The sequence below is a fragment of the Sulfurimonas sp. genome (genome assembly GCF_027056685.1).
Classification (GTDB): Bacteria; Campylobacterota; Campylobacteria; order Campylobacterales; family Sulfurimonadaceae; genus Sulfurimonas.
The window spans coordinates 1-6964 of record NZ_JALUKE010000220.1 but is presented as its reverse complement, the minus strand read 5'-3'; the positions used below and the strand labels follow the sequence as shown (position 1 = coordinate 6964).

Here is a 6964-nt window from a genome sequence, read left to right as displayed (position 1 = left end):
CTACTATATATTTGTGATTTTATATATTTCTTTGCTTGATAGACAAGTTGTTTTACTTCATCAGAACTCATCGAAGCCGTAAGTTGAGGATTTAGAGTCTCTTCTGGTTGATTTTTCAATAAAGATAAAAAATCACTTTTATTGGAAGTTTTTGAGACTTTATCAGAAGATTTTAATACTTTATCAAAAGGTTTTAAACTTTCACCTTTTAGATGTATATCCTTGACTGCGTTTAGTAAAGAAGCAAAAGAGAGAAGTGGTTTTTCCTCTTTGGCAGATAAGTTTAATGGTGAAATCACATCGCTGCTTTGCTGTTTTATATCCAATGCTATCATCATTCTCCCCTAAATCTTTTCTCTTTATATAAAACTATTTTAGAAAATATAGCACTTATTGTTCCATTTTATTTAATATAATAATAATTCTTCCGATATTGTGTTTATGAAAAAGTTACTATTTTTACTCTTGCCGATGACGCTGTTTTGTGAGCATATTTATGATACAAAACTTACAAAAGAAAATAGAGCGGCTATAAATAACTCAAAAATAAAATGCAGATGGGTTTGCGATAAGAAAGTATATAATGAGCAAAAGATTACAGATGCAATCTCTTTTTATAAAAACTCAAAATATTATAAATTTACAAAAAAAGCTTTTTAATTATATTGTTTAGAAAATCTATCTAAACAGTGCAAATCTTTTTTATAAAAAGTGCTTACACTATCTTGCATAGTACCAAAAAGTTCTTCTGCTGTTTCGCCATCAGCAGGATAAGAGAGCATAAAAAAGTCAAGATATTTTTCAAAAAATTCATCAAACATCTTTTTAACTATTTCTGCGCCATATTTATCTGTATAAGGGAGCACAAAAAAGTAATCACCCTCATGATTTACAATAGAATCTGATGTTCTTAAAATATCAAGTAATGAGTTCTCAACAAGCTCATCCGAAATACCATCAAAATTACAATATAGCAGCGTAAAACTCTCTGCGCGGTTTTCATCTAAACGATCAGATATTCCAATATTAAGCTTCATTAACTGCTTAAAGTTGTCAAAAGAGAAGTGTATTCCTGCCATTATTTCACCTTATTAAATAAAATATTACACTAGTATAACAAAAAAATTATTGAATAGTGTATGGTTTCATCACATCCCGTGAATCAAATGCACTCGCTGTAACTTCTTCGCCATCAAACGCAACACCGAAACTCTCATCAGGTTTAGCCTTTGTATAAGCCAATATTGCTTTTGTAGCAAATTCCTTGTCCTCTTGTGTTGCATTTTTACTCAGAAGTCCATGAGGGCCAGGAATACCCACAGTTTTTATGTGATAATACTTGTCATTGTCAATACTTTGAAGGTGTTCATTCTCCTCTTTGTTTCGACCTACAACAAATTTTGCTCCATCTTTAAGACGAAAGTGACGCCCATGCTTCATAACAGGAATATCTTTTACTTCAAATGTATCATACTCTATAAAGTCAAACATCTTTTTACCAAAGTTGTCATCTGTCAAGAGACATCCACCACCTGGAGATTCAAAATCTTCGAGTCCTATCTCAGTAGCAAGAGAGAGTTGTCTCTCGCGACTTCTTCCTGTTATGCCCTCGAGTTTTTCCCTATCAACCCAGCCATTTATCTCTGCAATGGTAGGAGCAAGTTTTTTTGCCGACATTGGACGCAAAAGTAGCCCATCACAATTACTCTCATTTAGAACAGTCTGCAGGGCATCTTTGTTTTGGCTCATTGGGCGTTGTCCCATCACTTCACCACTTATTAAAAAGGAAGCACCCTCTGCTTCCATAATGCGTTTCGCCACGGCAAACATTTTTGCATGACAATCTATACAAGGATTAAAATGTTTTCCATAACCATGTTTTGGGTCAAAAAGGACATCTTGAAGGTACTCGTTTTGAATATCAATGATTTTAAACTCTGCACCTACTTGATCACACATACTCTGCATATGCTCGCGTCTGTCTTTTGTGCTTCCAAAACCTGTATTTATGTTGATTGCTAAGACATTTATACCTTGATCTATGATGAGTTTCATCGCTAGTGTAGAGTCAAGACCACCACTAAAAAGTGCTATTGCTTTCATTTTTTTCCTTGTTAAGGCACAAGAGCAGAACTTCTCTGCCAGTTTACCTCTATTTTTGAATTTTGAAATTATATCAAAAGAATAGAACTTATTTAGTCACTTAATGAGACAAGTTCACTGCGTTTGAGTTTTGCAATTTTACCACGAAATTTTCTAATATAAAATGCCTTCTCTTCAAAACTTATATTTGTTGTTATATTTATCTTTTTTAACTCTCTCTCATAATACTTCGTTAAAAATGTACACAACTCTGCGTTTAGCGACTCTTCATCTTTAAGTGAAACAATACTCTCATCAACCATTATTGCCATCAGTTCAGGGTCATCGAGCTTTGAAGCTAATGCTGCTGAAAACTCTCGTGAATGAAATTGTAATAATGAAGGTTCAATAACATCTAAAATATGGTCAATAAACTCTGGCTTTTCTAAAATCGTTTTTATTAAAGAGAGTTCCCACATATCACGATGCTTGTTTTGTTGTACGAGGGGAGCATTATTCATATTTGGCTGCGTTTGGTTATTTAAACGCAGTAGTGAAGGCGAAACTCCCAAACCACCAAGACGAGAAGCAAGGTAGGTTTTGTACTCCTCTTGTAAAATCGGGGAGAGTGTTTTTAAGTAAGCAATGCCCTCTTGCATACACGCTTCTTTTGCTTTTGGATCTTGCAGGTTGTAAAGTGAAAGTATCTCATCAAGCACAAACTCTATAAAGGGCTTTGGATCTCTAAACATATTGCCAAGCTCTTCTACTCGCCCCTCTTTTACCATATCTGCAGGATCTAGTCCACCACCAAATACAACCACGCCACCATTAAAGCCACTTGCACTTAAAAGTTTAGAAGCCTTAAGTGCTGCAGCCCGCCCTGCTTTGTCGCCATCATATGCCATCACAACACGAGGCGAACCTTTACGAAGAAGAGGTAAGTGTTCATGAGTAAGTGCTGTTCCAAGGGTTGCCACAGCATTATCAAAACCCGCCTGATGAAGCATAATAACATCAAGATAGCCCTCTGTAATGATGATTTCCTGCTTTTTATGCACGGTTTGTTTTGCAAGATGGTAAGCATAAAGCAGACGAGATTTATTAAAAAACGCAGTCTCTGGTGAGTTTACATATTTTGCTTGATGTCCTGTAATAGTACGCCCACCAAAACCAACTATACTTCCATTAGCAGAGTAGATGGGAAAGGTAATACGCTCAATAAAACGAGCATAGGTCTGGTTGCGCTCCTGATTGTAACCGACCACACCCATATCAACCGCTTCTTTGATGGAGAACTGTTGCGACTTTATGTAGTTGATAGTTGCGTTTGAATCGGGCGCGTACCCAATGCCAAATTTCTCAATACTGCTCTCATAAATACCACGCTCTTGTATGTAACTCAGAGCTGTTTGATTATGAGTGAGGAGCGTTTGGTACCACTCATTAAGTTTGTCCATCACCTGTGAACGAGGTTTGTTATGTTTGTTATCGGTATATGTGAGTGTAAAGTTATAAGACTCTGCGAGTTTTTCAAGTGCTTCTGGGTAGTTAAGTTTCTCATACTCCATCACAAATTTTACAGCATCGCCACCAGCTCCACATCCAAAACAGTGAAATATCTGTTTTTGTGGACTTACAACAAATGAGGGGGATTTTTCATCATGAAAAGGACAGGGTGCTTTAAAATTTCCACCTGCCTTTTTCAACTCAACATAGGAGCCGACAACATCAACAATATCAAGTCGTGCCTTTAAGGCTTCTATGGAGTCTTGTGCAATCATAATCGCATTATACTATAGTAAATTTGCTAAATAGATAAAATTTGGTTATAATTTCAGTTCAAATTTTAACAGAAAGTGGGTGATGTGATATGCCTGGTATTGTACTTCGTTCAGATGACAACTTTGATGCTGCTTACAGACGTTTCAAAAAACAAGTTGACCGTAACTTAATCGTTACAGAAGCTCGTGCTCGCCGTTTCCATGAAACAGAGACTGAAAAACGTAAGAAATTCAAAATTGCTTCTCGTAAAAAAATGCTTAAACGTCTTTATATGATGAGACGCTACGAGTCAAGACTGTAATTACTACACAACTTCGACGAATAGGGCTTTAAAAGCGTCTTTAAGGATTGCTTTTAAAGTCTATTTCTACCTTATTTATACTTACTCCTTAAAAATCACTCTTTTTTCTTTTAATCTTCTATGTAAAATTCATCAAGCGTATCATTAACATCTTCGTAAAAATCATTTATTGTTAAGACTTTATTTTCTTGGATGCTTGTATTAGTTATATGCAAAGATATTTTATCATCTTGGATAATTCCACTTAGTTTATATACAAGTTCAATAGCTCTAAGTTTAGCACTATCATTTTCACTATTAACCAAAATGTTCTCAAGCTCTGTATTTGCAACAAGTGAGAGTTTTTTAAAATGATTTTGATTATATTCACTTTCAAGCTCTTTGATCTTTTCAAGCACTTTACTTTTTTGTAGCAATTCATAAGATTTTGATTTACTATAAGATAAGCTATACCCTGCTTCTAAAGAAGATTGTTTTATATCTCTTGTTATGATGTAATGTTCACAAAATTTAATTTGTCTCGCTGTTAAATCACCCACTCTAAACCTACCTTGATTATATCTTCTGTTATGATTGTTCTTCTCATCGATTGAAATCCTTTTATAGTGCTATAAATGCACCTCTAAGCCATAAATACAACTTAGAGGTAACATTACTCATTATTGAGTTTTTGTTTCTTTAAAACGCTTCTTGGATGCTACCATCAACTCTATAAACTTATAAGCTTTATCATCTGCTTGATAAATTTTCTTATAGTCCTGCTTTGCTTGTTTCATCTCTTTTAAATTCATTTCTTTTAAGTCGTTAAGTATTGACTGCGTAAATTTAATATCAAAATTTGGATATTTTTCTAAGCACTTATTTATTGTATTTTCTCCAACAATTAACTGTATATCAGGTACAAAGCCACCTGCTCCTAATATCCAACTGAGTTCAGATTTAATATCGTGCATTAAATCATCTGCACTTACTCCAAAATGTTCCATCAGCGTATTAGGATTTGATAATTCATAGCCACCCTCATTAAAACATAATGCATTTAGCACCTGTCTTTTCTCTTTTGTTGTAAGTTTGTGTAGTTCGTTTATCAGTTGTGTATTTTTCATTTTATTTTCTCCTTTTTATATAAGAAAAAACTATCATTTTTAGCTTTCACTTTTTGACCTCGTGTAAAGCCCTATTTCTTGGGCTAAAGTGGAGGTTTTGAAGAAAAAACTTAGTATATAACTTAAAGGAATGAGATTTGCACCTCTAAGCCACTAAATCGCTTTATAGTTTTCTCCATTTTTTTAAAAGATTTTTCAATGTCTTTGACCTGTAATTTTTTAAGATAATCTCTCAAAAACACAAATTCAAGTCTGTTGATTTCTTCGCCTAATTTTTCTTTGTTTGACTTGCTATAAGTTTTGATATTTAAACGATTGTTTTGTTTCTTCTCACTTTTGCTTTTGTAGTAAGTAGTGTTCCAAAATCTAAAAGGTTCTCTATCCTCACAAAGTTTTTTAATAACCTTGTTTGGTATCTTGCCTTTGAAGTCTATCGCTACATCAAGTCGCACTATGTATTCGTGTTTGATTAGCTCCATTAAATCACTTAGCAGCTCACTTAAAAGCGTTGATTTTTCAGTATAGCCGTGAAGCCCTGCAAATTCTATCACTTGCATATTTTGGCTTCTACTATGCCGTTTTATAGGCAACATCAAGCCCGTTGAGGTATGAAGTATCTTTGCTTCTACAATGTTACGAGTAAGAGACTTTTTAAACTCCTGCACCCATCTATCAGGCTCAAATACTCCTATGCTTTTGACTGTTTCTATGCTATAATTTTCATTATTAAAAAAATAGCTTTCCATCTTTGAGCTACTGATATTCACGGAGTCAATTACTGCCGTTATCGGCTTCATTTGATTTTATGTGAGTTGAGAGAAATTTACTCGCTTTCTCTCTTAGCTCATTTGGTACATATCTAAGTTTTACTTTTGATTTCCCTTTTTTGCCCCATTCGCTCTTAATAAGCCCTTGAAGTTCCAACTCACAAAAGTATTGATTTGCATTTGATACATAACTAAAATCTGTTGCCGTGAGCTTTATATCACTATCTAAGAGAGTTTTTAAAATGTGTAGCTTATGACTTAAAGTTTTCATCATATCAACCTTATGCCGTTTTCACATTAGATTCAGTTAAGTATCTAACTATCTCTTGTAAAGGATAAGTAACCGTGCCGTTTTTAGATTTACTATCTAACTTTTTATAAGCTGGACCTATTCCCTGCTCTCTCATTCTGTAAAGTGTAGGGAGTGATTTTTTAATAGCTCCTGCTGTTTCTTTTTGACTCAAAATAGCACCGTATATTGGTAACATCAAAGAGTATAATTCTCTCTGTTCTTCCGTAAGTAGTTTATTCATTAATTCTTCTTTTATACCCTTTCAAGTATAAGCCCTTAGCCAAAGGGTGGCGATACAGTAATTAAAAAATTTTACTGTATTTGTTAACGGCTATGATTATACTTGGGTGGAGTCCTTTAGTAAAAACGGTTTGATATGTGTTTTATAGCTTCAAACCGTGGAAGTATTTACTGTAGGGAGTTATTGGAGGTAATTGTAAGGTAAGGGTTAAAGTTGTCTTCTAAAGCTTCCTTAGTATTAAGTAGCTCAATAAGATGCTTTGATACAGTTTCTTGATATTCTGAAATATTTGCGTTTTCTATTTTTGCATCAAATTTAGTATTATAAATATTACCATCTTTAATATGTTTTATATCTTCAGTAGTTAAAGTATGTTCAACTTTTGTAGAT

At 34.0% G+C, this 6964-nt stretch carries 11 protein-coding genes and 1 pseudogene; 2 read left to right on the top strand and 10 right to left on the bottom strand.

Features of this window, described 5'->3' with window-relative positions; genetic code table 11:
- Positions 1-335, bottom strand: a pseudogene (locus tag MVY38_RS09825) (hypothetical protein); the annotation flags it as partial.
- Between the two features lie 106 nt (positions 336-441).
- Here MVY38_RS09825 and MVY38_RS09820 point away from each other — a divergent pair.
- Positions 442-660, top strand: a complete 219-nt coding sequence (locus MVY38_RS09820; protein ID WP_297485705.1) for a hypothetical protein — start codon at positions 442-444, stop codon at positions 658-660.
- On the opposite strand, the gene MVY38_RS09815 is transcribed toward MVY38_RS09820, so the two are convergent.
- From MVY38_RS09815 to dnaG, 3 genes are all read right to left on the bottom strand, one after another.
- Positions 657-1079 carry a hypothetical protein gene (locus MVY38_RS09815; protein ID WP_297485702.1) on the bottom strand — a complete coding sequence of 141 codons (423 nt, stop codon included), beginning with the start codon at positions 1077-1079 and terminating at the stop codon, positions 657-659. The genes MVY38_RS09820 and MVY38_RS09815 overlap by 4 nt on opposite strands.
- A gap of 46 nt (positions 1080-1125) precedes the next feature.
- Positions 1126-2103, bottom strand: coding sequence for an argininosuccinate synthase domain-containing protein (locus MVY38_RS09810; RefSeq protein ID WP_297485700.1), 978 nt, complete (start codon positions 2101-2103; stop codon positions 1126-1128).
- A gap of 92 nt (positions 2104-2195) precedes the next feature.
- Positions 2196-3866 carry a DNA primase gene (gene dnaG, locus MVY38_RS09805; protein ID WP_297485698.1) on the bottom strand — a complete coding sequence of 557 codons (1671 nt, stop codon included), beginning with the start codon at positions 3864-3866 and terminating at the stop codon, positions 2196-2198.
- A gap of 89 nt (positions 3867-3955) precedes the next feature.
- Between dnaG and rpsU the strand changes: the two genes are divergently transcribed.
- A complete protein-coding gene (gene rpsU, locus MVY38_RS09800) occupies positions 3956-4168 on the top strand; it encodes a 30S ribosomal protein S21 (protein ID WP_013325822.1) in 213 nt (70 codons plus the stop codon).
- 110 nt (positions 4169-4278) lie between these two features.
- On the opposite strand, the gene MVY38_RS09795 is transcribed toward rpsU, so the two are convergent.
- From MVY38_RS09795 to MVY38_RS09770, 6 genes are all read right to left on the bottom strand, one after another.
- Positions 4279-4707 (bottom strand): terminase small subunit, encoded by a 429-nt coding sequence (locus MVY38_RS09795; protein WP_297485695.1) that lies wholly within the window; start codon positions 4705-4707, stop codon positions 4279-4281.
- Between the two features lie 120 nt (positions 4708-4827).
- Positions 4828-5274 carry a hypothetical protein gene (locus MVY38_RS09790; RefSeq protein ID WP_297485693.1) on the bottom strand — a complete coding sequence of 149 codons (447 nt, stop codon included), beginning with the start codon at positions 5272-5274 and terminating at the stop codon, positions 4828-4830.
- Between the two features lie 122 nt (positions 5275-5396).
- On the bottom strand, positions 5397-6071 hold the full coding sequence (locus MVY38_RS09785) for a hypothetical protein (RefSeq protein WP_297485691.1): 675 nt from the start codon (positions 6069-6071) through the stop codon (positions 5397-5399).
- A complete protein-coding gene (locus MVY38_RS09780) occupies positions 6046-6312 on the bottom strand; it encodes a hypothetical protein (RefSeq protein WP_297485689.1) in 267 nt (88 codons plus the stop codon). The genes MVY38_RS09785 and MVY38_RS09780 overlap by 26 nt, the downstream gene beginning before the upstream one ends.
- Positions 6313-6322: 10 nt before the next feature.
- Entirely contained in the window at positions 6323-6574 is a 252-nt protein-coding gene (locus tag MVY38_RS09775) for a hypothetical protein (RefSeq protein ID WP_297485687.1), read from the bottom strand.
- A gap of 167 nt (positions 6575-6741) precedes the next feature.
- Positions 6742-6964: hypothetical protein (locus MVY38_RS09770; RefSeq protein ID WP_297485685.1), on the bottom strand; the 223-nt coding region annotated here is incomplete at its 5' end.

What these genes read in the sequence shown, in the direction of transcription:
- rpsU (WP_013325822.1), top strand. Translation starts at nt 3,956, where the DNA reads ATGCCTGGTATTGTACTTCGTTCAGATGACAACTTTGATGCTGCTTAC.
- MVY38_RS09780 (WP_297485689.1), bottom strand. Translation starts at nt 6,312, where the DNA reads ATGAAAACTTTAAGTCATAAGCTACACATTTTAAAAACTCTCTTAGAT.
- MVY38_RS09815 (WP_297485702.1), bottom strand. Translation starts at nt 1,079, where the DNA reads ATGGCAGGAATACACTTCTCTTTTGACAACTTTAAGCAGTTAATGAAG.
- MVY38_RS09820 (WP_297485705.1), top strand. Translation starts at nt 442, where the DNA reads ATGAAAAAGTTACTATTTTTACTCTTGCCGATGACGCTGTTTTGTGAG.
- MVY38_RS09785 (WP_297485691.1), bottom strand. Translation starts at nt 6,071, where the DNA reads ATGAAGCCGATAACGGCAGTAATTGACTCCGTGAATATCAGTAGCTCA.
- MVY38_RS09775 (WP_297485687.1), bottom strand. Translation starts at nt 6,574, where the DNA reads ATGAATAAACTACTTACGGAAGAACAGAGAGAATTATACTCTTTGATG.
- MVY38_RS09790 (WP_297485693.1), bottom strand. Translation starts at nt 5,274, where the DNA reads ATGAAAAATACACAACTGATAAACGAACTACACAAACTTACAACAAAA.
- dnaG (WP_297485698.1), bottom strand. Translation starts at nt 3,866, where the DNA reads ATGATTGCACAAGACTCCATAGAAGCCTTAAAGGCACGACTTGATATT.
- MVY38_RS09810 (WP_297485700.1), bottom strand. Translation starts at nt 2,103, where the DNA reads ATGAAAGCAATAGCACTTTTTAGTGGTGGTCTTGACTCTACACTAGCG.